The following is a 23,959-nucleotide window of genomic DNA, read 5'->3' on the forward strand; positions in this document are numbered from 1 at the left end:
AACACAGACCCCCCTCCATACTCCGGTAAAAGCCCGGCTTCTGCCTGAGGTCGGCGCAATGGAGGAAAGTCGAATATGAGAACACGCGCGGCGGTTGCTGTGGCAGCGGGCCAACCTCTGGAAGTCATGGAGGTTGAACTTGAAGGTCCCAAGGAAGGGGAGGTTCTGGTCGAGATCAAGGCGACAGGGCTGTGCCATACTGACGAGTTCACACGCTCAGGTGCGGATCCCGAAGGCATTTTCCCATCAATTCTGGGGCACGAAGGTGCCGGTGTTGTTGTCGAGGTCGGCGAGGGGGTGACCAGCCTTTCGGTTGGTGACCATGTGATCCCGCTCTACACCCCCGAATGTCGCGAATGCGAGTATTGCCTGAACCCCAAGACCAACCTGTGCCAGAAGGTGCGGGCGACGCAGGGTGCGGGGCTTCTGCCGGATGGAACTACCCGGTTCAAGATGCTCGATGGCACACCGATCTACCACTATATGGGCTGCTCGACCTTCGCCAACCACACGGTTGTGCCGGAAATCGCGCTGGCCAAGATCCGCAAGGACGCGCCTTTTGACAAGGTCTGCTATATCGGCTGTGGCGTCACCACCGGCATCGGCGCCGTGATCAACACTGCCAAGGTCGAGATTGGCTCGCGCGGCGTAGTGTTCGGGCTTGGCGGCATCGGGCTGAATGTGATTCAGGGGCTGCGTCTGGCCGGGGCTGATCAGATCGTCGGCGTCGATTTGAATGACAACAAGGCCGAGATGGCAACACGGTTCGGCATGACCGATTTCGTGAACCCGTCAAAGGTTGAAGGCGACATGGTCGCGCATCTGGTCGAGTTGACCGGCGGCGGCGCGGATTACACCTTTGATGCCACCGGCAATGTGAGCGTCATGCGCACTGCTCTGGAATGTGCCCACAAAGGCTGGGGCGAGAGCATCATCATCGGTGTTGCCCCAGCAGGGGCGGAAATATCGACGCGCCCCTTCCAACTGGTTACCGGGCGTAGCTGGCGCGGCACGGCCTTTGGCGGTGCGCGTGGGCGGACCGACGTTCCGATGGTCGTCGACTGGTACATGGACGGCAAGATCGAGATCGATCCGATGATCACCCACAAGTTGACATTGGACCAGATCAATCACGGGTTCGACCTGATGCACGAGGGCAAATCGATTCGTGCGGTGGTGGAGTACTGAACATGGATCTCAAGGTCGTCGCGGAAAACCGGTGTTTTGGGGGAACCCAGACCGTCTTTACGCACGATTCGCAAATCTGCAACTGCGAGATGACTTTTGCCACCTACCTGCCGCCGCAAGCCGCCAACGGACCGGTGCCGGTCCTATGGTACCTGTCCGGTCTGACCTGCACCCATGAAAACGCGATGACCAAGGGCGGGTTTCAGGAACATGCCGCCGAACACGGTCTGGCGGTTGTCTTCCCCGACACCTCGCCGCGCGGCGCTGGTGTGGCCGATGACGAAGCCTATGATCTGGGACAAGGGGCCGGGTTTTATGTGAATGCCACTCGCGATCCCTGGCGGTCGAACTTCCGCATGTATGATTATGTGGTGAACGAGCTGCGCTCGATCGTAGTGGACAACCTGTCGGTTCAGGACCGCCATGGTATCACCGGCCATTCCATGGGCGGGCATGGTGCGATCACCATAGCAATCCGCAATTCCGACCTGTTCGATTCCCTGTCGGCCTTTGCGCCGATCGCCCATCCTACTCAATCCGATTGGGGTCGCAAGCAGCTCAGCTCTTATCTGGGCGATGATGAAAGCGCCTGGGTCGAGCATGATGCGACGCTGTTGCTTGAGGAACATGGCTGGAAAGGGGAATTGCTGGTGGATCAAGGTGCGAGCGACCAGTTTCTGGATCTTCTCAAACCAGAGGCTCTGGCCGATATGATGGCCAAACGCCGTCAACCTGGTCAGGTGCGCATCCAGCGGGGATATGACCATTCCTATTTCTTCGTGAATACCTTCGCGCGCGACCATGTGGCCTGGCACGCCGCGCGACTCAGCTAATCAAGACAGCAAGGAAAAATCAAACGTGCTCAGAACTGTTATTTCGACCATATGCCTGATGGCCCTGCCGGTGATCGCAACCGCCGAGGGTGATGTCCCCGGGGATACGGCCAAGGGCGAAAAAGTGTTTCGCAAATGCAAAGCCTGCCATGCGGTAGGTGAGGGCGCCGAGAACAAGGTGGGGCCGGTCCTGAACGGGATCGTGGGCCGCCAGGTCGGCACGGTCGACGGTTTCAGCTATTCCGACACGCTGGTTGCGCTGTCCGATGGGGGCTTGGTCTGGACTCCCGAGGAACTGGCGGCGTTCCTGACCAAGCCACGCGACTACGCAAAGGGCACCAAGATGTCCTTTGCCGGTCTGCGCAAGGAAGATGAGCGTGTGAACGTGATCGCATATCTTGCGACCTTCGAGAACGAGGGATCGTAAGACACCAAATTGTTCGTCCGGTCTAAGGAGAGACAAAGCGGGCGGACATGCAAGGACACCGGACCTGATCACGGGTCAGGTGTATCACAGCGGCTTTCATGCCGCACTCAAGGGAGGAGAACGAATGAGAAAGCTATCGCTTTTGACTTCCGGGATCGCCGTTTGTGTCGCCGGTATGGCCTTCGCGAATGACGACCTTGTTTCCCAGATGGACAACCCGAAACAATGGGCAATCCAGACGGGTGACTACAAGAACCAGCGCTATTCCCAGCTTGATCAGATCAACGCAGATAACGTTGGCGATCTGCAGGTGGCTTGGACCTTCTCGACCGGCGTACTGCGCGGGCATGAAGGCTCGCCGCTGGTGATTGGCGACATGATGTATGTGCATACGCCATTCCCCAACATCGTCTATGCGCTGGATCTGGCGAATGACGGCAAGATCGTCTGGAAATACGAGCCCAAGCAGGACCCGGATGTGATCCCGGTCATGTGCTGTGACACCGTCAACCGCGGTGTGGCTTACGCGGAAGGCAAGATATTCCTGCATCAGGCGGATACCAAGGTTGTGGCGCTCGACGCCAAGACAGGCGATGTTGCTTGGGAAGCACAAAACGGTGACCCGGCAATCGGTGAGACCAACACAGCCACTGTGTTACCGGTCAAGGACAAGATCATCGTCGGTATCTCGGGTGGTGAGTTTGGTGTGCGCGGGTCGGTGACAGCCTATGATATGAACTCAGGCGAGCAAGTCTGGCGCGCCTATTCCATGGGTCCGGATTCGGACATTCTGGTTGATCCGGAAAACACCACACATCTGGGCAAACCGGTTGGCGCGGATTCCGGGACCAATACTTGGGAAGGCGACCAGTGGAAGATCGGTGGCGGCACCACATGGGGCTGGTATTCCGCTGATCTGGACGAAAACCTGATGTACTATGGCACCGGGAACCCGTCGACCTGGAACCCCGCTCAGCGACCTGGCGACAATCGCTGGTCCATGACCGTAATGGCGCGTGACATCGATACTGGTGTGGCCAAATGGTTCTACCAGATGACGCCACATGACGAATGGGACTATGACGGCATCAATGAAATGATCCTGACGGAGCAGGAAATTGATGGCACAGAGCGCAAGCTGCTGACCCATTTCGACCGGAACGGTCTGGGCTATACCATGGACCGTGTCACTGGTGAGCTGCTGGTGGCAGAGAAGTTCGATCCGGTGGTCAACTGGACCACGGGCGTCGACATGGATCCCAACAGCGAAACCTATGGTCGTCCAGCAGTGGTCGCACAGTACTCGACCGAGCAGAATGGCGAGGACGTGAACTCGACCGGAATCTGCCCGGCGGCTCTGGGCACCAAAGACCAGCAGCCTGCGGCCTATTCGCCGAAAACGCAGCTGATGTATGTGCCGACCAACCATGTCTGCATGGACTATGAGCCGTTCCGCGTGTCCTACACCGCTGGTCAGCCCTATGTGGGTGCGACGCTGGCGATGTACCCGGCGCCGGGCAGCCATGGCGGCATGGGCAACTTCATCGCCTGGGACAACACTGACGGTTCGATCAAATGGTCGCTGCCCGAGCAGTTCTCGGTCTGGTCCGGTGCTCTGGCGACGGCTGGTGACGTGGTGTTCTACGGCACGCTTGAAGGCTATCTGAAGGCCGTGCATGCAGAAACCGGTGAGGAGCTCTATAAGTTCAAGACGCCTTCGGGCATCATCGGCAACGTGATGACGTATGAACAGGGCGGAAAGCAGTATATCGGTATCCTGTCGGGTGTCGGTGGCTGGGCCGGGATTGGTCTGGCGGCTGGATTGACCAACCCCAATGACGGTCTGGGCGCCGTGGGCGGTTATGCCGCGCTCAGCGACTACACCGCTCTGGGTGGTCAGTTGACCGTGTTCGCACTGCCGAACTGATGACACAGTCTGGCGCGGCCTTCGGGTCGCGCCAGACAATCCGCAACCAGGTGAGACATTCATGAACTACCCAGTAAGCCTTTTCGCAATTGGCCTTTTGGCTGGCCTTCCCTTCATAGCGTCGGCAGACAATCTGACCGCCGCCTATTCCGAGGATGGCCGCTATTTCACTGACGACGACGTTCCGACCTACAACATCGCCGAGGATGGGACGGTCGACTGGCTGACCTTTTCGGGCTTCCGTCGCTATCATGCGGAATGTCATGTCTGTCACGGGCCTGATGGCGAGGGCTCGTCTTACGCGCCGGCGTTGAAGAATTCCGCCGTCGACATGGACTATTACGATTTCGTCGATGTCGTGACTAATGGCCGCGAGAAGGTCAGCGCGTCAGAGCAATCGGTGATGCCGGGATTTGGCGAGAACCCCAACGTGATGTGTTATCTCGACGATATCTACGTCTATCTGAAGGCACATGGCTCCGAGGCGATCCCACGCGGCCGACCGCCGAAGAAAGAAGCCAAGTCGGATGTGATCCGCGAGGATGAAGATGCCTGCATGGGCTAAAGCCTTTCTTGCGCTGATTGGATTTCTGGCCGGGGGTTTCCTGCCAGAGGCCGGTCGTGCACAAACCTCTGATCTTGTGTCCCAAAACGCGCTGCGCGTGTGCGCAGATCCGGCGAATGATCCGGTCTCGACCAGGGACGGGACCGGATATGAGAACAAGCTGGCCGAACTGATCGCCGCAGAGCTGGACCTGCCAGTCCAGTATGTCTGGTTCCCGCAGGCCACCGGTTTCATCCGCAACACTCTGATGGCCAAGCGCTGTGACATCGTTATGGGATATGCTCAGGGCCATGAACTGGTTCAGAACACAAACCATTACTACACCTCGGCCTATGCGCTGATCGTGAAGGAAGATGGCGATCTGACGGGCGTGGATTCCTTGTCGGATCCCGCGCTAAAGGACCGGCGCATCGGGATCGTGGCGGGTACGCCACCCGCAGCACATATGGCGCGCAACGGTCTGATCGGAAAGGCCAAACCCTATAACCTGGTCGTAGATCGGCGCGTCGAAAGCCCGGCAGTTGACATGCTGAATGATCTGCAATCGGGCGAGATTGATGCCGCGATCCTCTGGGGGCCGCTCGGCGGGCCGCTTGTGAAGGCTGACTACCCGGAAATGAAAGTGACCACTCTGATCAATGAAGAACTACCGCCGCGCCTGTTTTTTCGCATCACGATGGGTGTGCGGCAGGGTGAAAAGGTCTGGCAGCGCAAACTGAACTCGCTGATCCGGCGCAATCAGGATGATATCAACGCGCTGCTCTTTGAAGCGGGTGTGCCGCTGGTCAATGATCTGGGCACAGAGGTGCTGGAACCGACGCAATGATCCGGGCCTTCGTGGCCTCAATGCTGATCACCTTACCCGTGCTGGCCCAGACCGTGCAGGAACCCCCCGATTACCGCATGGACCATTATCGCGCGCCGGTGCCCGACGGGCTGACCGGGGGCACCACGGTCGGCCCCGAAGAGGCGCATGAGCTATGGCAGGAGGGCAGCGCGGACTTCATCGACGTGCTGCCGCAGGCGCCCAAACCCGCCAATCTTCCAGAAGGCACGATCTGGCGCGACAAACCGCGCAACAGCATTCCCGGTGCGATCTGGCTGCCCAATGTAGGCTATGGGGCGATTGCCGATGTCACGGCCGCATATTTCCAGCGCGGTCTTGAGTCGGCAACGCAGGGTGATACAAGCCGTGCTGTGGTGTTTTTCTGCCTTGAAGATTGCTGGATGAGTTGGAACGCTGCCCGGCGCGCCATCGAATGGGGCTATACAAGCGTCTATTGGTTTCCCGAAGGCACCGATGGCTGGGCGCTCTGGGACTACCCGCTTGAGCGCGTCAAACCGCAAGAGCCACAGCCGGTTCAAGGCGGCTAAGCCGCCCCGTGCTCAAAATCCGGCGAGTTTCTTGTGCAGATGGCTGACCGTTCCGTCTGTATCGGTCATCGTGACATCTACCGATTGCGACCGGCTGGGTACCGAGATGCCGACCCGCGGGTTTTCTGACAGCGAGATCGAGCCGGTCATCTCGATATAGCCAGCACCATCCAGATCGATATCCACCGACTCGACATAGCGCATCGGGATGAACAGCAGCGAGATCTGATCCATCTGCATGCCTGAATGCGAGGGGTGCGAGATGTCCACATCCATCTTGTTCGCCCGTGCCGTCAGGTTCGACAATTTGCCCATCGTGCTGAGCGCTGGAGCGCTGCCGACCATTTCAACATCCATCTGTCCCAGTGAGGCCAGCGCCATCTCGGGGTCGCCGCCCGGAGGGGCGGAACACGCGCCAAGGCCCGAGGTTTTGACAAAGGCCTCGGACACCCAAAGCCGCCCATCAGTGGTTTCGGCAATCACATGCATCGGCGTTGGGCCGTTCACCCGCATCGTCACGTCGAAATAGAAACTGACCTGCGGCTCATCCAGCTCGAACACCGCCGAAACCGGCATCGGGTTTTCATCCAGCACCAGCGTGACTTTGCCGACCCGGAGGCCCCTGGGCGCAATGATCTGGGCGGCAAGTTCTGCGCGCGCATCGTCCGGCGTCCGATAGGGCGCGTCGATGGCTATCACGTCCTCCCCGTTCAACATCGCCCGATCCCCGAAAAGCTGGGTTCGGATATTGTCCCAGGCGTCGTTCGAGGCGATGACAGGCAGTGCCGTGACACATAATATCGCGGCGATAAGGCCCGTTTTTATCATTGATTTCCTCCTCCCAGAAGAAACCTGCCAAAGGCCCTGGGCCCATCGCAGGTGTTTATCGTGTTTAGCACAGACAGCCCATTTGGGTCTATCACGCTGACGGAGTTGTCGAACCAGTTGGCCACCACGACCGATTGCCCGTCGAGCGTCACATCGATGCCTTCGGGGTATTCGCCCACGCCTATGGTTGCTTCACGGGTCAGCGTCTCCAGATCAATGACGCTTACTGTGTTGGCATATTGATCGGTCACAAAGGCGCGCCCTGCCGCAAAACCCACCCCATAGGGACGTTCACCGACCGGGATCGTGGCGCGGGTCTTGCCCGTTGCCACATCCAGGACGCTGACATCGTTGCTGCCCACATTGCCCACAAAGAGCAAACCATCCGGGGCAAAGTTCAGGCCAAAGGGGCGGGTTCCGACCGTGATTTGGCGCAGCGGCTCAAAGGTTGTGGCGTCAAAGACCGAAACCTGATCGGCATCCTTGTCGGCGGATGCCACAAAACGCCCGTCGTCCGATATCGCAATACCCGCAGGGGCGGCACCCGTCGGCACCTCACCGAGAACCTCAAGCGTTTCACTGCCCAGAACCCAGAGCCGGGCATTGTACCAGTCCGACACAAAGAGCCGCCCGTGCGGCGGGTCCAGCGCGATCCCGGTTGGTCCGCCATCAAGTTGGGTCTCAGCAAGGACCTCATGCGATTGCGTCGACAGGCGGCGGATCGTCTTGCTGCCGGGCGAGACGGTAAAGACATCTCCCGCTGCACCAACCGCCACACCGGCAGGTTGGCCGGGCAGGGCGATGCGATCTACCTCGGCGGCGCGTTCAAGGTCGATCACGCTCAACTCATCGCTGTTTTGGCAGGTCACAAAAGCGATGTCTCCCGCAACCGAAACCGGTGCGAGACACATCAGCAAGCCAAGCGCGGTGTCAGGAACCGGCCGCACCAAATCGATCCGCAAGCGCATCCAGGCCGGCCTGGTAGACGCCGGTAACAGCCGCAACCGCGGCTTCGTCATTCAGGTTCTCTGGCGGTTCATTGTTGGGATAGCCGCGATAAAACGCCCCGCGCCATTCGATGATCGAGCCACCACCGTCGCGGGGCTTGACCGTCAGGTGCGAGGAATAGTTCGTCACCGGCAGTACCTCGACTGCAACCTCGGTGATGCGATAGGAATAGCTCATCTTCTCGGGGCTATGTTTGTAGAGGATTTCGGCAATGATGGGCCCGCCCTCCTGCCCGAGCGTCAGAATCCGCGTCGCATCGATCTCGTTGCCGCCCTCGCCATTGGTCGCAAACACCGCCGGGTGCCAGGACATGTCCTGAAAGTTTCCGATCCCCTCCCAGACCTCTTCGGGGCTGGCCGCGACCTCGGTCGTCAGGGTGACCTTTTGCCGGGTGGGTCCGTGCGCCCAGCTTATTGCAGGGATCAGGGCAAGCCCGGTCACTGAAAGGAATGTCCGTCGTTTCATTCTATCTCCTCCCTGAAGATGATTGGGCCGCTCGAACGGTGGCTGACGCCATGACTTGCATAGGCGCGCCGATAGGCCACTTTGTCCGGATGACCAGTGGTGCCGCGAGAAACAGAAGCAAGATCAGTTGCATAAGCACATTCTTAAAAAATAAGAATCGAGCTTAATCATGAAGCTGCTACGCTTCCATTTACAACACGGCCAAAAGTATAGGTTCCGTTTCAGAGCGCCTTTCGCTCATGAAAGAAGAGCCCGCAAACCTCCGAGCGGGCTACGGGAGGAGATAGTGCACAACCGCCTGATGCCGCTTTTTGCGGTTCTGTTTTGGTGTGCGTCAGTTGCCGCTGCCGCCGCAATCGACGTCAAAGCCGCTGTGCTTCGGATCGACTACCCGACACTGCTGCCGATCTCGCGCTATGACTTGCGACCGGCGGATCTTGGCTTTGCCGGGGCGATGCTGGCAGATGAGGACAATGGCACCACCGGCAGCTTTCTTGGCCACACATACGAGACCACCCATATCGCCGTGCCACCGGAAGAGGCAGACGTGGCGCTGGAGCGGATATTGGCGGATGGCACCCGGTTGATCGTTGTTTTGTCAAATGCCGAGGATCTGTTGCGGCTGTCGGACAAAGCGGCCGAGGTCGGTGCGTTGGTCTTCAACGCGCAGGCCCCCGAGATAGCGCTGCGCGACGATCAATGCCGGCGCAATCTGCTGCATGTCACCCCGTCGCGAGCAATGAATGCTGATGCTGTGGCGCAGTTTGCGGTCTGGAAGAAATGGGGCGACTGGTTTTTGGTCGCAGGATCGAACCCTGATGATGTCGCGCTGGCCGATGCGTTCCGGCGGGCGGCCACCAAGTTTGGCGCAGAAATCACCGAAGACCGCACGTTTGAGGATACCGGCGGATCGCGGCGGACCGATTCAGGTCACGTACTGGTGCAGCGTCAATTGCCGCTGGATACTCAGGATGCCGACGACCACGACGTCGTGATTGCCGCTGATGAAAGCGATTACTTCGCCCGCTACCTGTCCTATCACCTGTGGGATCCGCGCCCGGTCATGGGGGCAGGCGGTCTGCGCCCCATCTCGTTTCACGGCGCGCATGAGGCCTGGGGCGCGACGCAGTACCAGACGCGCTTTGAGGAACTGACCGGGCGCTATGTGCAGCCCGAAGACTACGACGTCTGGCTGGCCCTGCGCGTGATCGGCGAGGCGGTCATCCGCGCCAACACCGCCGAGCCCGAGGGCGTGCGCGATTACACCCTGTCGGATGCGTTCGAACTGGCGGCTTTCAAGGGCCAGAAGGTGACTTTTCGCGACTGGAACGGGCAGTTGCGCCAACCGATCCTGCTCTATGATGGGATGATCACGGTCAGCGTCAGCCCCCAGGAAGGGTTCCTGCACCAAGTTTCGCCGCTGGACACGATGGGCCTTGATCGCCCGGAGTCCCAATGCACGGCTTTTGAATAAGTGGAGATGCGTATGAAATTCCTGTTCCTGTCCTCCGCTCTGGCCGCGCTGATCACTGGCCCGGTCTTTGCGGGCAAAGCCTTTGTCTCGAACGAGCGCGGCAACACAATCACCGTAGTCGATACCGATACATGGGAGGTGATCACCGAGTTTCCCGGTGGCAACCGACCGCGCGGGATCACCGTCAGCCCGGATGGAACCAAGCTCTATGTCTGCGCCTCTGACGACAATATCGTGAAGGTCTTTGACACCTCGACTTATGAGGAACTACCCAGCCTACCCTCGGGTCCCGACCCCGAGTTGTTCGTGATCGAACCCTCCGGCAATCGGCTATACATCGCCAATGAAGACGACAATCTGGTCACGGTAACCGATACCGAAACCCGCACAATTCTGGCCGAAGTGCCGGTGGGCGTTGAGCCTGAGGGTATGGGCATCAGCCCCGATGCGAAGTTTGTGGTCAACACGTCCGAGACGACAAATATGGCGCATTTCATCTCGACCGAGGATTACGAAATTAAACACAATGTGCTGGTCGACCAGCGCCCCCGCTATGCCCAATACACCGCCGACGGCTCGCGTCTGTTCGTGACGTCCGAGATTGGTGGCACAGTTACAGCGATGGATATCGACGATGCGGGCGCCCCCACGGTCGCAGGTAAGATCAGCTTTGAGGTGCCGGGCGTGCAGCCTGAGTGGCTGCAGCCCGTGGGCGCCAAGGTGACCTCGGACGGCAAGCGGCTTTTCGTGGCTTTGGGTCCGGCCAATCGGGTAGCGGTGGTGGATGCGCAAAGCCTTGAGGTGCTGGACTATATCCTCGTCGGGCAACGGGTCTGGCAGCTCGATTTCACGCCGGATGAGAAATACCTGCTGACGACTAACGGCAATTCCAACGACATTACCGTGATCGATGTGGCGGCCGAAAAGGCGATCAGATCGGTGCAGGTGGGCCAGCAGCCGTGGGGCGTGGTGACCATTGAATGATATACCGGGAGAGAGAGCGATGAAGAGACTGTTGATCGCGGCGCTGGCCGCAATGCTTGGCGGACCGGTGGCAGCAGCGCCGCTTTGCGACGATCTGGGCTTTGCCGGGCTGCTGGCCAAATGCAACCGCGGTGAGTCGATCAAGCTGACGCTGGCCTCGGGCCAGCCGCTGGGCGAAGACGCGGTGCTGGAGTCAGGCGCCTACTACAAGCTTGAGATCACGGCAGACGGCTCGGCCGAACTGGCCATTGAAGGCCCGTCGTTTTTCCGCGCGATCTGGATGAACGAGATCGTCATCAACAAGATCGAAATTCGCCCAATGGCCGTGGACAGTATCGAGTTCGACAAGGCCGGCGTGGCGGAACTATCCTTCATCGCGATCAAGCCCGGCCGCCATGAGATCCGCATTCCGGGTTCAACCGGCGCGTCGCAAAGCGTGACCATCAGCATTCAATGACGAAAGGGAAGATCATGAAAAAGATCATTGTTCTGGCAACTGCCGCCCTTGTTGGGTCTCCGACTCTGGCAAGCGACGGCCCGGATGCGGAAACCGTTGGCAAGATCGAGGCCTATCTTGCCTCGATCGAATGCCAGATGGACCCCGATGACATCGAGATCGAAGAGGGTGGCTATGATCTGGATGATGTCATCTGCAAGGGCGGCGATCAGTTCGACATCAAGCTGGACAAGGACCTCAACGAGGTGAGCCGACGGGCAGAGTAAGCGCAATCTGAAACAGGGTCGACATTATGAAAACCTTCATCGCCCTTTGCACCGCTCTGGCCTTTTGGGCCGGGGCAGTGGCCGGGCAAAGTGACCCGGTGATCCGCGCCGCCGTTCTGAAGATCGGGACGGTGAATTGGGAACTGGCGACGATCATCGAAAACGGGCTGGACAAAAAACACGGCTTCACGCTTGAGGTTCAACCGTTTGCCGATAATGGTGCGACCCGTATTGCGGTCGAGGGTGGTGAGGCCGACATGGCCGTGGCTGACTGGATCTGGGTCGCACGGCAGAGATCGGCGGGCAAAGGCTATGTATTCATCCCTTATTCCAAGGCGGTTGGTGGGGTAGTGGTGCCCGGCGACAGCCCCGCGACCAACCTGCGGGACCTTGCCGGCGGCAAGATCGGCATTGCGGGCGGACCGCTGGACAAGTCCTGGCTGATCCTACGGGCCTATGCGGCGCAGGAATATGGAATGGATCTGAAGGCCGACACCGAACAGGTCTTTGGCGCGCCACCACTGATCTTCAAATCGGCGCAAGGTGGCGAATATGCCGGGGCGATCAATTTCTGGCACTTTCTGGCCAAGATGAAAGCCTCGGGTATGAAGGAGCTGATCTCGGTCGAGCAAGCGGGCGCCGCGCTTGGGCTGGACGCGGAGACTCCGCTATTGGGCTATTACTTCAAGGACATTTTCCTGAACGATCATCCCGACCTCGCCCAGAGCTTTTTTGACGCCAGCCGCGAGGCCAAGGAGTTGCTGGCCAACTCACCAGAGGCATGGGAGGCCATCCGCCCCCGGATGAACGCCAAGACTGATGCGCAGTTCGAACAACTGCGCTCGGACTGGATCGCGGGCATCCCGTCACGCGGACCGGTGGATCAGGCAGCTGCGGACAAGATGCTGGCGCTGATGGCCGAATTGGGAGGTCCCGATCTTGTGGGTGACGCGACATCTGTGCCAACGGGCCTGTTTGCGACCGTGGAATAGGGGCGCATGCAGGACTCGCGCCTCACGCCTGTCTTGTCGATCGCGGGATTGCTGTCACTCTGGATTGTTGCCGCGCTGCTGACAGATGATGCGCAAATCCTGCCGCCGCCCTGGGACCTTGTCCCAAGGTTCGGACAGGAATTGGCCTCGGGCGAGTTGCAGCACAATCTGGGCGCGACGCTGATCCGCGTGGCCTGGGCCTTTGTCCTTGCCATGACGCTTGGCACCCTGACCGGTCTGGCCATGGGCCGGTCGGAGCGGGTGAATCAATGGCTCGATCCCTGGCTAGTGGTCTTTCTAAACCTGCCCGCGCTTGTGCTGATCGTGCTTTGTTATCTCTGGATCGGGTTGACCGAAGCTGCGGCGATCACCGCTGTTACCCTCAACAAGGTGCCCAATGTGGCCACCATCCTGCGCGAAGGTGGCAGGGCACTGGACCCGGATCTGGATGCGATGGCAAAGGTCTATCGGCTGTCCTCGTGGGTGCGGGCGCGCCATGTGATAGCGCCGCAACTGGCCCCGTTCATCGCTGCGGCTTCACGATCCGGTCTGTCGTTGATCTGGAAGATCGTTCTGGTGGTCGAGTTCCTCGGGCGATCCTCGGGCGTTGGATTTCAGATACACCTCTATTTCCAGCTCTTTGATGTCGCGATGGTGCTGGTCTACGCCTTGTCGTTCATCTGCGTGATGTTGCTGATCGAGTGGTTGATCCTGCAGCCCTGGGAACGTCATGCGCGCCGATGGAGGCGTGCATGATCAGCGTGGACATACATGCCAAGCGGTTTGGCCAGACGCCAGTACTGGGCCACGTTGCGTTTGAGATCGCCGCAGGTGAGACCGTGGCGCTTGTCGGCCCGTCGGGGATTGGCAAAACAACGCTGCTGCGTCTAATTGCCGGAATCGACCCAGAGTATGAAGGGCAGATCGCGCGACCTGACCGGCAGGCTATCGTGTTTCAGGAACCCACGCTGCTGCCCTGGCGCGCCACGCTCGACAATCTATTGCTCGTTCATCCCAATCTCAGCCGGAGCGACGCCCTCGCCGCGCTCGACCGGGTCGGACTGGCGGGGAAAGAGGCGCTTTTTCCCGGTCAGCTTTCGCTTGGCCAGCAACGCCGGTTGTCACTGGCACGCGCCTTTGCGGGGCAGCCAGAGCTGCTGATCATGGATGAGCCCTTCGTCTCGCTCGACAAGGGCACGGCTGAATCCATGCTGTCTCTGACCGAAAACCTGATCGCGCGGCACCGCCCGGCCACACTGTTTGTGACCCATGCCCAAGCCGAGGCCGAGCGGCTGGCGGACCGGATTCTCTGTCTGAACGCAGGACCGGAGGGCGCGGTTCTGGGGTAGGGTTTTATTCTGCGGGTTCGCGCGCCGCGCCTGGTGCGGTTCGGTGAACAAAGGGAGCATCGCCTTGGGCAGCATGGTCATCGGCCTGCGCCTGTAGCGCCTTGTGGTGTGGGGATTTGATGCAGACCGGGTCGGTCGCGCTGGGATCGCCCACGATCGCCATTGCCTGACACCGGCAACCGCCGAAATCCACCGTTTTGCGCTCGCAACTGCGGCACGGTTCAGCCATCCAGTCGGTACCGCGATAGGCGTTGAAGGCCGAGCTGCTATGCCAAATCTCGGCCAGAGGTTTGTCCTGCACCCGATCAAAGCGCAGATGCGGGATGGATTGCGCTGCGTGACACGGCAGAACCTGCCCGTCCGGGGTCACGTTCAACCCGGTCGTGCCCCAGCCGCCCATGCAGCGTTTGGGATAGTCGTCGTGATAATCCGCCGGAACATAGTCGATGACCAGCGTGCCCTTGTGGGTCTTGCGGGCGGCCTCGACCTGTCGGGTAACCTCGCGGGCCTGCGCGCGGGTCGGCATCAGCGCGTCGCGGTTTTTTAACGCCCAACCGTGGAATTGCACGGTTGCCACTTCGATCCGCCGCGCGCCCATCTCCAGCGCCATCTCCAACGCGCGCTCCAATTGATGAGCGTTGTGGCGGTGCAGCACGAAATTCAGGGTCAGCGGAAAGCCGATCCGGTTGATCCATTCAACCGTCTGCATCTTGCGTTTGAAGCCGCCGCGATAGCCGCCTACGCGGTCGGCCATTTCAGCATCCGTCCCCTGCAAGGACAGTTGCACGTGATCGAGCCCCGCCGCGTCCAGCTCAGCTAGTCTTCGTTCGGTCAGACCAATGGCGGAGGTAATCAGATTGGTATAGAGTTCGGCATCCCTCGCCGCCTGAACCAGCGCCACAAGATCGCGGCGCGCGGCAGGTTCTCCTCCCGACAAATGCAGTTGCAAGACCCCTAGCGCTGCGGCCTCGTAGAACACACGGACCCATGTATCTGTGTCCAACTCGGCGTCTTGGCGGGCCATTTCAATCGGGTTGGAACAGTAAGGGCAGGATAGAGGACAGCGATGGGTCAGCTCGGCCAGCATCGCAATCGGAGGGGCAACTTCCGTCATGTAGTCACGTCCAGAAACCGCCGGTTGCGCAGGGCATCAAGGAAGCCGGAGCTGTCCTCAGCGATCTGGTCGGCAGGGGCTTCAAATTTCTCGGAGAGGGCGCGGGTGATCTGGCCAAAACTGCGCGCGCCGTCCACTTCACTTAGGATCGCATGCCCGATCTGGTCAAGCGTCACGGCGCGTTCCGGCGCCAGCAGGACCCATTTCTCGCGCACCTTGTCGTAATGCAACCTCACGCCACGGGGCAGGGCGGGAACCTCTTGCACCAGCATCACGAGGCCTGCCTCATTAGCAACCCGGTCCCCGGCTGCCATGCACCCGGCGGGATTCGCGCGGGTTCCACATAGGCCCCCCAAAGCGCATCGAGCTGTGACCAAAGAATATCGGTCTTGAAGATCAGCGCCTTTGCGGCGGCCTCCTGTTTCTCGGTGGTGTCGGCATGGTCCAGCACCCAGGCCAATCCAAAGGCCACGTCCTTGGGCGCTTCTTTCAATCGGGTCCTGAAATAGGAAAGCGAGCTGTCATCGGCGAAGTCGTAATGCTGCAGCAAGCCTTCGATGCGGTTGGCGTGGATCTTGGGGGCAAAAAGTTCGGTCAGCGAGGCGGCCACCGCTTCGAGCAGGGTCTTTTCCCGCACAAAGCGGACATAGGCGTCGACGGCGAATTTTGTCGCCGGCAGCACGCCTTCGCAGGAGGCGACATAGTCGGGATCAAGACCCACCGCCTCGGCCAGACGCAGCCAACGCCGGATGCCACCCTCGTTTTCGGCGGTGCCGTCGTGATCTTCGATGCGCGAGCGCCACTGACGGCGCAGCGCCGGGTCTTCGACCCGTGACATGAAGGCCGCGTCCTTCATCGGGATGGAGTGTTGATAGTAATAGCGATTGATGACCCAGGCGCGGACCTCGTTAGGTGTGCAACCGCCGCCATGCAGCCGGTGATGGAACGGGTGCAGGTCGTGATAGCGTTCTGCGCCGATCTGGCGCAGCAGGGCCTCGAATGCGTCACGGCTCAGAGGCTGGGCTTGGGTCATAGCGTGATCTCCATTCCGTCCTGCCCGATGGTCCATCCGGCGTCACGCGCCCGTGCTCCTTCGTCGCTGTCGGGTCGCAGGACTGGGTTGGTGTTGTTCATGTGAACAAAGACCTTCCGCGCGATATCGATATCCGCAAAGGCGGCGATTGATCCGTCAGGGCCGTCCATCGACATATGACCCATTCGCTTACCGGTCTTCTGGCTCAACCCGGCGCGTACCATCTCGTCATCTGTCCAGAGCGTGCCGTCGAAAAAGAGCAGTTCCGCCCCCTCAAGACGGTCCCGCAAGTGCGGCGTCAGAGCGGCACATCCGGGGATGTAGTAGGCAACACTGTCCAGTGATTGCAGCGCCACACCGACCGTCTGTTCGCCGATCATATCGGTCTGCACGGTCTCGCCTTCCAGATAAAGCGGAACTTTGCCCGGAACCGGAAACAGGGTTGCGGTCAGACCGGGCACCAACTCAAACGGCTGGTCAAGAGCAATTGAGACCCGATCTACAACCGTACTGTTCAAAGCTTCGAAAATCGGGTTCTGGGCCAGCACCTCATGGATGCCTGCTGTCGCGAACAGCTTGAAGGCCTGCATCTCTCTGAGCGTCAACAGCCCCGCCACATGGTCGATATCACCATTGGTGACAAGAACCGAGGACAGGGGAAGTTCTCGCAGACCAGATGGAAAGAGAGATGGGGCATCCGACAATTGGACACGAATATCCGGAGACGCGTTCAAGACGGCCCAGCTCAGGCCGTCCGCGGATACCGCCAGAGAAGACTGCGTCTGAGACGGAATTTTTCCGCTGCGCGCCAATTTGCAATTGTCGCAACCGCAATTCCATTGGGGCAATCCACCACCGGCGGCGGCCCCAAGGATGCGTGCGCGCAAGGTCATGTCAGACTTGGCGCCGAAACTGCGATCAGATCAGACCTTCGCGCTCTTCGTCGCTGTCGGGGCCATACATGTTGATTTCCATTCCGCACTCGATTTCGCGGATTACCGGCTTAGTCCATGCCATTTGTGTTTCCTCCTGACTGACATAAATTTCTCGATCAGACTGGCAGCTATCGGGTGTTCACGCGAATCTTAATTTATAAGAGCGGCTTAGACTTTGGTCTACATTCAGTCGGCGTCGTGAACCGGGGCGCGGCCTTCAAGGTAGAATCCCTTGTTGCGCAGCGTTTTGATTTCAAACCCGAAATCGTCTGCTGAGAGCTTCTTGCGCAGGTAACCGATATAGACATCGACAACATTTTCGTTACTTGAGCCCTCGCCCAGCCAGAGCGTGTCAAAGATATCGCCTCTAGGGATTGGTTGCCCGGCTTTGCTGGTCAAGAGCGCCAACAACGCAAACTCCCGTTCGGTGAGCGTGACGCTAACATCGCCCGTGCTGACGGTTCTGGACTCCGTCACAAGGCGCGCCGGTTCGGGCCGCTGTGTTAGGGCGCGCTGTTCTTGCACCCTCAGCCGCGCGACCAGCTCGTCGAAACTGAAGGGTTTGACGACATAGTCGTCTGCACCCGCCTCCAATCCTGCGGCGCGATCATGCACATCAGAGAGCGCCGAGAGCATAAGGATGGGCAGCACAACACCACTGGCCCGCGCCGCCCTGACCAGTTCAATCCCGCTATCGGCCCCCAGCATCACATCCACGATGGCTCCGGCAAATTCTTCACGTCGCAACCGTTCCAGCGCCTTGTCTGCCCGGTTTTCCGCCTCGGCCGAGTAGCCATGCAGCGTCAGGCCCCGCACCAGCGCCGAGGTGATCTTTGGGTCGTCATCGATGATTAGCAACCGGGCTGTCATATCCGCACTCTAGGCCTCTGCAATGGGGAAGCGAAGGGCGACATTTGTCCCGGCTGCGCGGCCCAAAGCCAGGGCACGCGGCACCGGGCTGGTCAGCGTGATTTGGCCCTCATGTGCCTCGATCACCCAGCGAGTCAGCGCAAGTCCGACGCCAAAGCCTTGGGTATTTCCGCCACCGCCTTGAACAAAACGGTCAAAGATCGGGCCCTGATCGGTGGCTGGAATACCGGGGCCATTATCGGTGAGCGATATCTCAACTATGCCTTCGCTTCGCTGCGCGGTCAGGGCGATCTCGACGCCATCGCGTGCATGGCGAATTGCATTTCGGATCAGACTGGCCAGAACCTGCCGGATCCAGTTGGGGTCGCAGTGCATTGTGATATTGGGAATGTCCTCAACTGTCAGCCGCATGCCCGCATTGTCGACCTCGGCCTGCACCTCTTCGGTAACTACACGGATCAGATCATGCAGCGCCACGGTCTCGGGTTCCAGTGCCAATTGCCCGCTATCAGATCTCGCCACCCGGAGCAGGTCGTCGATCCGTCGGTTCAGTTTGGCGGCGCTGCTCTCGATAGTGGCAAACGCGTCCGAGGCGTTCTGGGCGTCCTGCCGACCGATCTGCGCTTCCATCATGATCACCGTGAGCGGTGTGCGCAGTTCGTGGCTAACATCGGCAAAGAAGCGGCGGCGGTTTTCATCAATCTCGGCAAGCGTCTTATTGGCAGCGCGCAGCTCCTCGGTGCGTTGCGCGATAGTTTCGTTCAATCGCGCCCACTCTGCCTCTACTTGTGACTGCCGGTCCAACAGCGCCCCCGCCATGCGGTTTGTTTCATGATACAGCCGCCCGATCTCATCGTTCCGTGATGTTGGCAGCGCGATTGCAAAATCGGCCTGTCCGATCTGAAGGGCTGCGTCGTGCAGTCGGTCCAGCCGCCTGAATTGCGGGCGGATCAAGCCGAAATAGAACCAGCTGGTGGTCAGAACCGCCAAGCCAGCAAATCCCAGCGCAGCCCAAGTCAGTGTGCGGCGCAGCTCTTCGATCCCCGACAGGATCGTGTTGCGGAACAGCATTTCGGTATTGACCGCCTGGCTGAGCAGCGGATCGAAGCCCGAAGCAAAGGCATCAATATGGGCCCGCAGGCGCGCGCGGTCAGTCTCATCGCTGGCAAGCCCGCGCAGGGTATTGTCCAGCAAAGCCTCCATCCGCGCCAGACCCAGAGATTGCGTGCCATATCGGGACTGCTCGTCGAGGCCGAGCGTTCTGACTGCCGCAACGGCATGTTCAACATCCTCGCGTAGCCGCCCGAACGTGGCGCGTATCCGGTCACTGATGGAGGCCAGTCGATCGGTGCGGATGTCTGGTGGCTGGTCGGTTTGTATCGACTCGGTTGCGATAACCAGAAATGTCGCTGCCTGCGTCGACAGGGCCGCATATCGCGCCATCCGTGTTTCAGAGGCCAGAGCAGTCTCCAACCGGCTGGCGACGGTCTGCATGCCAAGATAGAGAATGGCGGCGATAAGCAGCGTCCCAAAACCCAGGACCACCGCGCCGAGCCCCAGCCGGACTTTCAGCGAAACGGTACGCCTGGGTGTTTCTGAACCATCGCCCTTCATCGCGCTCAGGTCTTCCGCTTCATCAACCCGCGTGCGGGATCATAGCCCCAGACGGCGGCGGCACAGAGAAGGATTGTCCAGATCACGACCCATAAAAGCGCGATCCAGTTGATCTGCAGATAAAGCAGGAAACGGATCAGCTCGACCACATGGGTGAACGGGTTCAGCGCGCAGATATCGCGCAGGAGCGGCGAGCTTTCAGCCATTTTCCATAGTGGGTAAAGCGCCGAGGACAGAAAGAACATCGGGAAGATGACAAAGTTCATCACGCCCGCGAAGTTCTCCAACTGCTTGATGAAGCTCGATAAAACCAGGCCTAATGCGCCCAGCATCAGCCCGCCCAGGACCAGCCCGGGCAGCACCGTCACATAGCCAAGCGGCGGCATGGTGATGCCGAAGAACCCCGCCAACGCCAGAAAGGTATAGACCTGCAGGATCGAGATCGCAGTTGAGCCCAACAAGCGGCAAAAGAGCAGCCACCAGCGCGGAAATGGGCTGGTCAGCAGCAGGCGCATCGAGCCCATCTCGCGGTCATAGACAAGGCTGAGCGAACTTTGCATGCCGTTGAACAGCAACACCATCGCGCAAAGGCCCGGCACGATATAGGTCTCGTAAGTAATGTAGGTCTGGTAGGGCGGGATGATCGACAGGCCAAGTGCGGCGCGAAAACCTGCGGCAAAGATCAGCAGCCACACCATCGGTCGCACAAGGGCCGCGATAAACCGCTCGCGCTGATGAATGAAGCGCAGAAACTCGCGACCCATGATCGCGCGGGCGGCACCCCAGAACCCGTTCATGTGGGCACCTCGGTTTGCGTGAGGAACCAGTCAGACAGGGTCCTATCGCCCCGAAGATCGCCGGTTTGACCTGTGGCCAGGATCTGGCCACGATGCAGGACAAGCATTTGATCGGCGTCGCGGACTTCGTCGGTCAGATGGGTCGCCCAGAGCACACAGAGCCCCTGATTGGCCAGATCATGCACATGGTCGGTGATCGACTGGCGGGCAGCGGCATCAAGCCCAACGGTGGGCTCGTCCAGCAGCAGAACCTTGGGCTCATGCAGCAGCGCGCGGGCCAGTTCCATCCGCCTTCGATGCCCGCCATTCAATGCCCTGACCTTTTCGCCTGCCCGTTCACCCATGCCCAACCGGTCAAGCGCGGCATCGATGCGTGCCTGTGTCTGCCGACGCGGCAGGCCATGCAAGGCCGCGAAATAGGCCATGTTCTGTCGCACTGTTAGGCTCAGGTCGAGCGTCGGCTGCTGAAATACCACACCAAGATCAGCCAGCGCGCGTCTGGGATGCTGGCGCAGGTCATGCCCGGCGATGCGAATATCACCCTCAGGCGCAACAAGAAGATGGGTCAGCAGCGCCACCAGCGTGGATTTGCCCGCCCCATTTGGCCCGAGCAGCGCGCAGAACCGGCCCGGTGCCACCTCGAACGAGATCGCGTCCAGTGCCGTCTTGGACCCGTAGCGAAAGCTCAGATCACACACCGTAAGGCCCTGTTTTGTCTCGTCCGCAGTTTGCGTGTCAGGCACGATTTGCTCCACCGGAGTATCCAGATTTCGGTCAGCTTGCCCGCTTGGCCCCGGTTTCTCAACCGCGCAGCGCGTGACGAGGCCGCGACTTAAGTATACGGACATTCACCGATTTGTTATGCCTTGCTCTTGCAAGGGGCCGGTTAGACTGTGGCCAAGAGCGAAGATCGGAGGATCCCGGTATCGGAGGAACGGCCATCACAATGCGGCGACGCGATGCGATGCGGGTGAGTGTCGGGGCACTGGTTGCTCTGACCGTACCAGCGCGCGCGCAACAGCTTCTTGCTGTGCAGCAGGATGCGACGTTGGACAAGGTCATTGCTGCCTTTACCGATGGCACACCGATTGCAGAGGGCGGCGTGTCGCTGATCTTGCCGGATGTGGCAGAGGATGGCTACCGAGTGCCGGTTGCAATCGATGCACCCCAAGCCGAAGAGGCCATGCTGATCGCGCCGGGCAACCCGGTCCTGGCGGTTCTGAAAGTGCGCTTTGGGCCGCTGGCAGGGTCGCAGAAACTGTCCACCCGGATGCGTTTGGCCCAGACCCAGGATGTTCTGGTGTTGGCTCGCAAGCCGGACGGGTCCGTCGGACAGGTCGCGCGGGCAGTATCGGTTGTTGTCGGCGGCTGCGCCTGATCAGAGGAGGTGAACATGGCGGCTGGCGTGAAAACACGGGTCAAACTGCCCAAGGAGGTTCGGGCAGGCGAGGTTGTCACGATCAAAACACTGATCACGCATCGGATGGAATCCGGACAGCGGCTGGATGCGCAGGGCGCCCCGATCCCGCGCGCCATCATTCATCGGTTTCATTGCACATTCGAGGGTGAGACCGTTGTCGATCTTGAGATCGGGCCCGGCATCTCGACCAATCCGTTTTTCGAGTTTCAGGCCCGCGTGCCGGGACCCGGAGTTTTTTCCTTTGCTTGGCATGACGATGATGGCGCGATCTATACCGACAGCCGGGCCATCTCGGTGATCTGAGGGAGCGCGACCAAGGTGTGGGTTCAGATCGCGCAGCTAATTGGGGACAGTGGGCGCAGGTTTGCTGTGGAACGGGGATGTCCAGACAGGGATTTGCCATCATAGCTGTTGCGGTTGCCTTGCCGATTTCCATGGCGTTGGCAGAGGACGCACCGGAGGTGCCGCCGGAGATCCTAGCAATCGAGGGCGATGTCGCCTGGGGTGAATACCTGTCGGGGGAATGTGTGACTTGCCACAGCGCACGAAATGCAGGGGGCGGCATTCCCAGGATCGCAGGCCGCGACACCGAGGATATCGTGGTGGCCCTGCACGCCTATAAACAGAACCGGCGGGTGCATCCCATTATGCAAATGCTGGCGGGGCGCCTGAGCGCAGAAGAAATCGCGGCGCTGGCCGCCTATTTCAATACCCTCGACTGAGGGGGACTATGCGGGAGGAAACAGCATGGCACTGAATCGCAGAACTTTTCTGGGCGCGAGCGCGGCTGCGACAGGCGCACTGTCAGCGCCATATGTGCTGGCCGAGGGCAGCGGAAAACCACGGGTTCTGGTGATCGGCGGCGGCGCAGGCGGTGCAACGGCGGCGCGCTACATTGCCAAAGACAGTGACGGCGCGATTGACGTGACATTGGTCGAGCCATCGCGCACCTATTTCAGCTGCTTCTTTTCCAATCTCTATCTGGGCGGCTTTAGGACGATCGACGATATCGGCCACACCTATGGCACACTTGCTGCCAATCATGGGATCAACGTGGTTCATGACTGGGCGGTGGGCGTGGATGGCGCGGCCAAGACCGTCACCCTCGCGGGTGGGGCCGTACTGCCCTTTGACAAGTTGATCCTCGCACCGGGCATTGATTTCGTTGAGGGTTCGGTAACAGGCTGGGATGTCTCCGCTCAAAACAAGATGCCTCATGCCTACAAAGCGGGATCGCAATCGGAACTGCTCAAGGCGCAGATTGCGGCGATGCCCGAAGGCGGCATCTATGCCATGGTCGCCCCGCCGAACCCGTATCGTTGCCCGCCGGGGCCGTATGAGAGGGTCTCGATGGTGGCTCATGTTCTGAAAGCGTCGAATCCTGCCGCCAAGATCATCATCGCCGATCCAAAACCCAAATTCTCGAAAATGGCATTGTTCGAGGAGGGTTGGGCCAATCACTATCCCGGCATGATCGACTGGATCGGTGAAGATTTCGGGGGCGGCGTGGTCTCGGTCGATCCCGACCGCATGGTGCTGATAATTGACGGCGAAGAGACCAAAGTTGACGCCTGCAACGTGATCCCGGCGATGAAGGCGGGGCGGATCGCGGAATTGGCGGGCGTGACCGATGGCAACTGGGCCCCGGTCAGCGCGACAGACATGTCCTCGAAAGCCGATCCCGATATCTATGTACTGGGTGATGCTAGCCAGCAGGGCGATATGCCAAAATCAGGCTTTTCGGCCAACTCGCAAGCCAAGGTGTGCGCCAACGCGGTTCGTGGTGCATTGACAGGATCACGGGTTTACCCGGCCAAATACGCCAATACATGCTGGTCCCTAATTGCCGAAAATGACGGGGTGAAGGTGGGCGCGTCCTATGAGCCGACCGAGGAAAAGATCTCCCGCGTGGACGGCTTCATCAGCCAGACAGGCGAGACCATCAGCATCCGCAAGTCAACATTCGAGGAATCCGAAAGCTGGTATGACGCCATCACCGCCGACATGTTCGGTTAGGCAATTGATCGGACAGAACAAAT

General features: G+C 59.9%; 30 protein-coding genes. 18 read left to right on the forward strand and 12 right to left on the reverse strand.

All coding sequences use genetic code 11. The features are described 5' to 3' along the window. Positions 1-75: 75 nt before the first annotated feature. The 7 genes from AB1E33_RS05175 to AB1E33_RS05205 all read left to right on the forward strand — a co-directional run bounded on the left by AB1E33_RS05175 (position 76) and on the right by AB1E33_RS05205 (position 6,314). On the forward strand, positions 76-1,188 hold the full coding sequence (locus AB1E33_RS05175) for an S-(hydroxymethyl)glutathione dehydrogenase/class III alcohol dehydrogenase (protein ID WP_372576194.1): 1,113 nt from the start codon (positions 76-78) through the stop codon (positions 1,186-1,188). Positions 1,189-1,190: 2 nt separating this feature from the next. Then, positions 1,191-2,021: an S-formylglutathione hydrolase gene (fghA, locus tag AB1E33_RS05180; RefSeq protein ID WP_372576195.1), complete on the forward strand. Its 831-nt coding sequence runs from the start codon at positions 1,191-1,193 to the stop codon at positions 2,019-2,021. A 25-nt stretch (positions 2,022-2,046) separates the two neighbouring features. Next, entirely contained in the window at positions 2,047-2,448 is a 402-nt protein-coding gene (locus AB1E33_RS05185; RefSeq protein WP_372576196.1) for a c-type cytochrome, read from the forward strand. Between the two features lie 124 nt (positions 2,449-2,572). After that, on the forward strand, positions 2,573-4,375 hold the full coding sequence (gene xoxF5, locus AB1E33_RS05190) for a lanthanide-dependent methanol dehydrogenase XoxF5 (protein WP_372576197.1): 1,803 nt from the start codon (positions 2,573-2,575) through the stop codon (positions 4,373-4,375). A 61-nt stretch (positions 4,376-4,436) separates the two neighbouring features. Next, positions 4,437-4,940, forward strand: coding sequence for a c-type cytochrome, methanol metabolism-related (locus tag AB1E33_RS05195; RefSeq protein ID WP_372576198.1), 504 nt, complete (start codon positions 4,437-4,439; stop codon positions 4,938-4,940). After that, complete coding sequence (locus tag AB1E33_RS05200) at positions 4,924-5,766, forward strand: substrate-binding domain-containing protein (protein WP_372576199.1); 843 nt, start codon at positions 4,924-4,926, stop codon at positions 5,764-5,766. Before AB1E33_RS05195 ends, AB1E33_RS05200 begins: the two co-directional genes overlap by 17 nt. Beyond that, positions 5,763-6,314 (forward strand): PQQ-dependent catabolism-associated CXXCW motif protein, encoded by a 552-nt coding sequence (locus AB1E33_RS05205; RefSeq protein WP_372576200.1) that lies wholly within the window; start codon positions 5,763-5,765, stop codon positions 6,312-6,314. Before AB1E33_RS05200 ends, AB1E33_RS05205 begins: the two co-directional genes overlap by 4 nt. Before the next feature lie 12 nt (positions 6,315-6,326). On the opposite strand, the gene AB1E33_RS05210 is transcribed toward AB1E33_RS05205, so the two are convergent. From AB1E33_RS05210 to AB1E33_RS05220, 3 genes are read right to left on the reverse strand one after another with little or no spacing between them, the layout of a single operon-like run. Next, entirely contained in the window at positions 6,327-7,142 is an 816-nt protein-coding gene (locus tag AB1E33_RS05210; RefSeq protein ID WP_372576201.1) for a quinoprotein dehydrogenase-associated SoxYZ-like carrier, read from the reverse strand. Next, a complete protein-coding gene (locus AB1E33_RS05215) occupies positions 7,139-8,110 on the reverse strand; it encodes a YVTN family beta-propeller repeat protein (protein WP_372576202.1) in 972 nt (323 codons plus the stop codon). The genes AB1E33_RS05210 and AB1E33_RS05215 overlap by 4 nt, the downstream gene beginning before the upstream one ends. Next, positions 8,073-8,615: an SRPBCC family protein gene (locus AB1E33_RS05220; RefSeq protein WP_372576203.1), complete on the reverse strand. Its 543-nt coding sequence runs from the start codon at positions 8,613-8,615 to the stop codon at positions 8,073-8,075. Before AB1E33_RS05220 ends, AB1E33_RS05215 begins: the two co-directional genes overlap by 38 nt. Before the next feature lie 286 nt (positions 8,616-8,901). Here AB1E33_RS05220 and pedA1 point away from each other — a divergent pair, with 286 nt between their 5' ends. The 7 genes from pedA1 to AB1E33_RS05255 are packed head-to-tail and all read left to right on the forward strand — an operon-like array spanning position 8,902 to position 14,137. Next, positions 8,902-10,089 (forward strand): lanthanide ABC transporter ABC transporter substrate-binding protein PedA1, encoded by a 1,188-nt coding sequence (gene pedA1, locus AB1E33_RS05225; protein WP_510762299.1) that lies wholly within the window; start codon positions 8,902-8,904, stop codon positions 10,087-10,089. A gap of 12 nt (positions 10,090-10,101) precedes the next feature. Beyond that, entirely contained in the window at positions 10,102-11,073 is a 972-nt protein-coding gene (locus AB1E33_RS05230) for a YVTN family beta-propeller repeat protein (RefSeq protein WP_372576204.1), read from the forward strand. Positions 11,074-11,092: 19 nt separating this feature from the next. Then, entirely contained in the window at positions 11,093-11,530 is a 438-nt protein-coding gene (locus AB1E33_RS05235) for a cupredoxin domain-containing protein (protein WP_372576205.1), read from the forward strand. A 14-nt stretch (positions 11,531-11,544) separates the two neighbouring features. Beyond that, on the forward strand, positions 11,545-11,796 hold the full coding sequence (locus tag AB1E33_RS05240) for a PepSY domain-containing protein (RefSeq protein WP_372576206.1): 252 nt from the start codon (positions 11,545-11,547) through the stop codon (positions 11,794-11,796). 26 nt (positions 11,797-11,822) lie between these two features. Then, the gene (locus AB1E33_RS05245) at positions 11,823-12,788 is read left to right on the forward strand and encodes an ABC transporter substrate-binding protein (RefSeq protein ID WP_372576207.1); all 966 of its coding nucleotides are present in this window, start codon (positions 11,823-11,825) and stop codon (positions 12,786-12,788) included. 6 nt (positions 12,789-12,794) lie between these two features. Then, entirely contained in the window at positions 12,795-13,544 is a 750-nt protein-coding gene (locus AB1E33_RS05250) for an ABC transporter permease (RefSeq protein WP_372576208.1), read from the forward strand. After that, on the forward strand, positions 13,541-14,137 hold the full coding sequence (locus tag AB1E33_RS05255; protein WP_372576209.1) for an ABC transporter ATP-binding protein: 597 nt from the start codon (positions 13,541-13,543) through the stop codon (positions 14,135-14,137). The genes AB1E33_RS05250 and AB1E33_RS05255 overlap by 4 nt, the downstream gene beginning before the upstream one ends. Before the next feature lie 4 nt (positions 14,138-14,141). Here AB1E33_RS05255 and pqqE read toward each other — a convergent pair whose 3' ends face one another. The 9 genes from pqqE to pedB all read right to left on the reverse strand — a co-directional run bounded on the left by pqqE (position 14,142) and on the right by pedB (position 21,243). Next, complete coding sequence (pqqE, locus tag AB1E33_RS05260) at positions 14,142-15,251, reverse strand: pyrroloquinoline quinone biosynthesis protein PqqE (RefSeq protein ID WP_372576210.1); 1,110 nt, start codon at positions 15,249-15,251, stop codon at positions 14,142-14,144. Beyond that, on the reverse strand, positions 15,248-15,523 hold the full coding sequence (gene pqqD / locus AB1E33_RS05265; RefSeq protein WP_372576619.1) for a pyrroloquinoline quinone biosynthesis peptide chaperone PqqD: 276 nt from the start codon (positions 15,521-15,523) through the stop codon (positions 15,248-15,250). Before pqqD ends, pqqE begins: the two co-directional genes overlap by 4 nt. Then, positions 15,523-16,284, reverse strand: coding sequence for a pyrroloquinoline-quinone synthase PqqC (pqqC, locus tag AB1E33_RS05270; protein WP_372576211.1), 762 nt, complete (start codon positions 16,282-16,284; stop codon positions 15,523-15,525). The genes pqqD and pqqC overlap by 1 nt, the downstream gene beginning before the upstream one ends. Further along, entirely contained in the window at positions 16,281-17,177 is an 897-nt protein-coding gene (gene pqqB, locus AB1E33_RS05275; RefSeq protein WP_372576212.1) for a pyrroloquinoline quinone biosynthesis protein PqqB, read from the reverse strand. The genes pqqC and pqqB overlap by 4 nt, the downstream gene beginning before the upstream one ends. Positions 17,178-17,202: 25 nt before the next feature. Continuing rightward, on the reverse strand, positions 17,203-17,301 hold the full coding sequence (pqqA, locus tag AB1E33_RS05280; RefSeq protein ID WP_372576213.1) for a pyrroloquinoline quinone precursor peptide PqqA: 99 nt from the start codon (positions 17,299-17,301) through the stop codon (positions 17,203-17,205). A gap of 104 nt (positions 17,302-17,405) precedes the next feature. Continuing rightward, positions 17,406-18,089 carry a response regulator transcription factor gene (locus tag AB1E33_RS05285; protein WP_372576214.1) on the reverse strand — a complete coding sequence of 228 codons (684 nt, stop codon included), beginning with the start codon at positions 18,087-18,089 and terminating at the stop codon, positions 17,406-17,408. A gap of 9 nt (positions 18,090-18,098) precedes the next feature. Continuing rightward, positions 18,099-19,703, reverse strand: a complete 1,605-nt coding sequence (locus tag AB1E33_RS05290) for a sensor histidine kinase (protein WP_372576215.1) — start codon at positions 19,701-19,703, stop codon at positions 18,099-18,101. A gap of 5 nt (positions 19,704-19,708) precedes the next feature. Then, positions 19,709-20,500, reverse strand: coding sequence for a lanthanide ABC transporter permease protein PedC (pedC, locus tag AB1E33_RS05295; RefSeq protein WP_372576216.1), 792 nt, complete (start codon positions 20,498-20,500; stop codon positions 19,709-19,711). Next, positions 20,497-21,243 carry a lanthanide ABC transporter ATP-binding protein PedB/LutE gene (gene pedB, locus AB1E33_RS05300; protein WP_372576217.1) on the reverse strand — a complete coding sequence of 249 codons (747 nt, stop codon included), beginning with the start codon at positions 21,241-21,243 and terminating at the stop codon, positions 20,497-20,499. Before pedB ends, pedC begins: the two co-directional genes overlap by 4 nt. A 203-nt stretch (positions 21,244-21,446) precedes the next feature. Here pedB and AB1E33_RS05305 point away from each other — a divergent pair, with 203 nt between their 5' ends. From AB1E33_RS05305 to AB1E33_RS05320, 4 genes are all read left to right on the forward strand, one after another. Beyond that, positions 21,447-21,878 (forward strand): thiosulfate oxidation carrier protein SoxY, encoded by a 432-nt coding sequence (locus AB1E33_RS05305; RefSeq protein ID WP_372576218.1) that lies wholly within the window; start codon positions 21,447-21,449, stop codon positions 21,876-21,878. Between the two features lie 15 nt (positions 21,879-21,893). Continuing rightward, positions 21,894-22,223, forward strand: coding sequence for a thiosulfate oxidation carrier complex protein SoxZ (soxZ, locus tag AB1E33_RS05310; protein ID WP_372576219.1), 330 nt, complete (start codon positions 21,894-21,896; stop codon positions 22,221-22,223). Positions 22,224-22,300: 77 nt separating this feature from the next. Next, positions 22,301-22,642 (forward strand): c-type cytochrome, encoded by a 342-nt coding sequence (locus AB1E33_RS05315; protein ID WP_372576220.1) that lies wholly within the window; start codon positions 22,301-22,303, stop codon positions 22,640-22,642. Between the two features lie 25 nt (positions 22,643-22,667). Then, a complete protein-coding gene (locus AB1E33_RS05320) occupies positions 22,668-23,936 on the forward strand; it encodes an FCSD flavin-binding domain-containing protein (RefSeq protein WP_372576221.1) in 1,269 nt (422 codons plus the stop codon). Positions 23,937-23,959: the final 23 nt, after the last annotated feature.

The sequence above is a fragment of the Ruegeria hyattellae genome (assembly GCF_041537925.1).
Taxonomy (GTDB): Bacteria; Pseudomonadota; Alphaproteobacteria; order Rhodobacterales; family Rhodobacteraceae; genus Ruegeria_C.

Coding starts and splice junctions, on each gene's coding strand:
- AB1E33_RS05175 (WP_372576194.1), top strand. CDS start 76: ATGAGAACACGCGCGGCGGTTGCTGTGGCAGCGGGCCAACCTCTGGAA.
- fghA (WP_372576195.1), top strand. CDS start 1,191: ATGGATCTCAAGGTCGTCGCGGAAAACCGGTGTTTTGGGGGAACCCAG.
- xoxF5 (WP_372576197.1), top strand. CDS start 2,573: ATGAGAAAGCTATCGCTTTTGACTTCCGGGATCGCCGTTTGTGTCGCC.
- AB1E33_RS05195 (WP_372576198.1), top strand. CDS start 4,437: ATGAACTACCCAGTAAGCCTTTTCGCAATTGGCCTTTTGGCTGGCCTT.
- AB1E33_RS05200 (WP_372576199.1), top strand. CDS start 4,924: ATGCCTGCATGGGCTAAAGCCTTTCTTGCGCTGATTGGATTTCTGGCC.
- AB1E33_RS05205 (WP_372576200.1), top strand. CDS start 5,763: ATGATCCGGGCCTTCGTGGCCTCAATGCTGATCACCTTACCCGTGCTG.
- AB1E33_RS05210 (WP_372576201.1), bottom strand. CDS start 7,142: ATGATAAAAACGGGCCTTATCGCCGCGATATTATGTGTCACGGCACTG.
- AB1E33_RS05215 (WP_372576202.1), bottom strand. CDS start 8,110: ATGCGCTTGCGGATCGATTTGGTGCGGCCGGTTCCTGACACCGCGCTT.
- AB1E33_RS05220 (WP_372576203.1), bottom strand. CDS start 8,615: ATGAAACGACGGACATTCCTTTCAGTGACCGGGCTTGCCCTGATCCCT.
- AB1E33_RS05230 (WP_372576204.1), top strand. CDS start 10,102: ATGAAATTCCTGTTCCTGTCCTCCGCTCTGGCCGCGCTGATCACTGGC.
- AB1E33_RS05235 (WP_372576205.1), top strand. CDS start 11,093: ATGAAGAGACTGTTGATCGCGGCGCTGGCCGCAATGCTTGGCGGACCG.
- AB1E33_RS05240 (WP_372576206.1), top strand. CDS start 11,545: ATGAAAAAGATCATTGTTCTGGCAACTGCCGCCCTTGTTGGGTCTCCG.
- AB1E33_RS05245 (WP_372576207.1), top strand. CDS start 11,823: ATGAAAACCTTCATCGCCCTTTGCACCGCTCTGGCCTTTTGGGCCGGG.
- AB1E33_RS05250 (WP_372576208.1), top strand. CDS start 12,795: ATGCAGGACTCGCGCCTCACGCCTGTCTTGTCGATCGCGGGATTGCTG.
- AB1E33_RS05255 (WP_372576209.1), top strand. CDS start 13,541: ATGATCAGCGTGGACATACATGCCAAGCGGTTTGGCCAGACGCCAGTA.
- pqqE (WP_372576210.1), bottom strand. CDS start 15,251: ATGACGGAAGTTGCCCCTCCGATTGCGATGCTGGCCGAGCTGACCCAT.
- pqqD (WP_372576619.1), bottom strand. CDS start 15,523: ATGCTGGTGCAAGAGGTTCCCGCCCTGCCCCGTGGCGTGAGGTTGCAT.
- pqqC (WP_372576211.1), bottom strand. CDS start 16,284: ATGACCCAAGCCCAGCCTCTGAGCCGTGACGCATTCGAGGCCCTGCTG.
- pqqB (WP_372576212.1), bottom strand. CDS start 17,177: ATGACCTTGCGCGCACGCATCCTTGGGGCCGCCGCCGGTGGTGGATTG.
- pqqA (WP_372576213.1), bottom strand. CDS start 17,301: ATGGCATGGACTAAGCCGGTAATCCGCGAAATCGAGTGCGGAATGGAA.
- AB1E33_RS05285 (WP_372576214.1), bottom strand. CDS start 18,089: ATGACAGCCCGGTTGCTAATCATCGATGACGACCCAAAGATCACCTCG.
- AB1E33_RS05290 (WP_372576215.1), bottom strand. CDS start 19,703: ATGAAGGGCGATGGTTCAGAAACACCCAGGCGTACCGTTTCGCTGAAA.
- pedC (WP_372576216.1), bottom strand. CDS start 20,500: ATGAACGGGTTCTGGGGTGCCGCCCGCGCGATCATGGGTCGCGAGTTT.
- AB1E33_RS05305 (WP_372576218.1), top strand. CDS start 21,447: ATGCGGCGACGCGATGCGATGCGGGTGAGTGTCGGGGCACTGGTTGCT.
- soxZ (WP_372576219.1), top strand. CDS start 21,894: ATGGCGGCTGGCGTGAAAACACGGGTCAAACTGCCCAAGGAGGTTCGG.
- AB1E33_RS05315 (WP_372576220.1), top strand. CDS start 22,301: ATGTCCAGACAGGGATTTGCCATCATAGCTGTTGCGGTTGCCTTGCCG.
- AB1E33_RS05320 (WP_372576221.1), top strand. CDS start 22,668: ATGGCACTGAATCGCAGAACTTTTCTGGGCGCGAGCGCGGCTGCGACA.